Origin of the sequence: Devosia sp. (assembly GCF_034675085.1) — a bacterium.
In the GTDB taxonomy this organism is placed as follows: domain Bacteria; phylum Pseudomonadota; class Alphaproteobacteria; order Rhizobiales; family Devosiaceae; genus Devosia.
The window spans coordinates 1-1602 of the sequence record NZ_JAUCDN010000480.1; the positions used below are offsets into that span (position 1 = coordinate 1).

3 protein-coding genes are annotated in these 1602 nt (G+C 65.4%); all 3 read left to right on the forward strand.

What is annotated here, in order from left to right:
* The coding region (locus VDP82_RS17935) for a cbb3-type cytochrome c oxidase subunit II (protein WP_323016173.1) at positions 1-413 on the forward strand (413 nt) is incomplete at its 5' end.
* On the forward strand, positions 413-586 hold the full coding sequence (locus VDP82_RS17940) for a cbb3-type cytochrome oxidase subunit 3 (RefSeq protein WP_323016174.1): 174 nt from the start codon (positions 413-415) through the stop codon (positions 584-586). The genes VDP82_RS17935 and VDP82_RS17940, both read left to right, overlap by 1 nt.
* Positions 577-1449, forward strand: coding sequence for a cytochrome-c oxidase, cbb3-type subunit III (ccoP, locus tag VDP82_RS17945; protein ID WP_323016175.1), 873 nt, complete (start codon positions 577-579; stop codon positions 1447-1449). The genes VDP82_RS17940 and ccoP overlap by 10 nt, the downstream gene beginning before the upstream one ends.
* Positions 1450-1602 lie beyond the last annotated feature (153 nt).

Genomic DNA, 1602 nt, shown 5'->3' on the forward strand with positions numbered 1-1602 from the left:
GGCCGGACCTGGCGCGCATGGGCAACAAATATTCGGACGCCTGGCACACCGCCCACCTCTACAACCCGCGCGACCTGGTGCCCGAATCCAAGATGCCCGCCTATCGCTGGCTGCTGCGCGATCAGTTGCGCATCGACGATCTGAGCGATCACCTGCGGGCGCTGCGCGTCGTGGGCGTGCCCTATACCGACGAGCAGATCGAGAATGCCAGCCGCGACGCCTATGGCCAGGCCAATCCCGACAGCCCCGAGGCGTCGGGCGTGGCCGAGCGCTATGGCGATGCCACCAATATCCGCGCCTTTGACGGCCAGCCCGGCCGGCTGACCGAGATGGACGCGCTGGTGGCCTATCTGCAGATGCTGGGAACGCTGACCGACGCGGCGTTCACCACCGAAACCGCCGAGGTGGAATGATGCCCTTCGATCACGACACAGTCGTTGGATTCGCCAAGTCCTTCGGTCTCTTCTACCTTCTGGGCATGACGGTGATCTGCCTGGCCTGGACCTATTGGCCGTCCAACAAGAAGGGCTTCGATGAAGCCGCCAAGATGCCCCTGCTCGAAGAGGAAGACCGGCCATGGCGCTGAAGGAACGCGATGAAGTCTCGGGCCAGGTCACCACTGGCCATGAGTGGAACGGCATCAAAGAGCTGAACACGCCCGTGCCGATGCCCTTGTGGATTTTCCTCATCTCCATGACGCTGTTCGCCGTCACCTGGACCGTGCTCATGCCCAGCTGGCCCGGCATCAACACCTATTTCCGCGGCCTTCTGGGCGTGGACCAGCAGGTGGCCGTGCGCCAGAGCCTGGCGGAAGCCGAGGCCGAGCGCGCCGGCTGGACCGAACGGCTGGCCAATGAGGATTTTGCTAGCCTGGAAGCCGACGACGCCATCATGAAACTGGTGCGCCAGACCGGCGGCGTGCTCTTCGCCGACAATTGCGCCGCCTGCCATGGCCCGCAGGCGCTGGGCAATCTCGGCTATCCCAACCTTGCCCGGTCCCCGATGATGTGGGGCGACGATATCGACACCGTCGCCGAGACCATCCGCATCGGCATCAATTCCAATCACGGGGAAACCCGCTTCGCCCAGATGCTGGCCTTCGGCCGCGACCAGATGCTGCCCAGCGCCGATATTCGCCTGCTGGCCCAATATGTCGAGGGCCTGAGCGGCGCCCAGACCCTGAGCGGGGACGAACTGGCCCAGGCCGAGACGCTGTTCGCCGATAACTGCGCTTCCTGCCATGGCGAGGACGCCATGGGCATGGTCGAGACCGGCGCCCCCAACCTCACCGATGCCTTCTGGATCTATGGGGGGGACCGCGCCTCCATCCGCCAGTCCATCTATAATGGCCGCCAGGGCACCATGCCCGCCTGGGAAGGGCGTCTCACCCCGGCCCAGATCCGCCTGATGGCGCTCTATGTCGTCGATTTGCGGGCCCACGCGCAATGAGCGCGGCGCTCGGCCAGACCGGAAAGGACGCTTCCCCGCCCCGGCGGCGGCGTCTTCTGGGCTGGGCGATCGGCCTGGGCATCGTCGCCATCCTCGTGCTGGCCAATGCCCATCTCGTCTATGTCGCCTTCACCTCGCAGCCCGACTGCATTT

Bases quoted from the DNA above. Each gene is read 5' to 3' on its own strand.
- VDP82_RS17940 (WP_323016174.1), top strand. From the start codon at position 413: ATGCCCTTCGATCACGACACAGTCGTTGGATTCGCCAAGTCCTTCGGT.
- ccoP (WP_323016175.1), top strand. From the start codon at position 577: ATGGCGCTGAAGGAACGCGATGAAGTCTCGGGCCAGGTCACCACTGGC.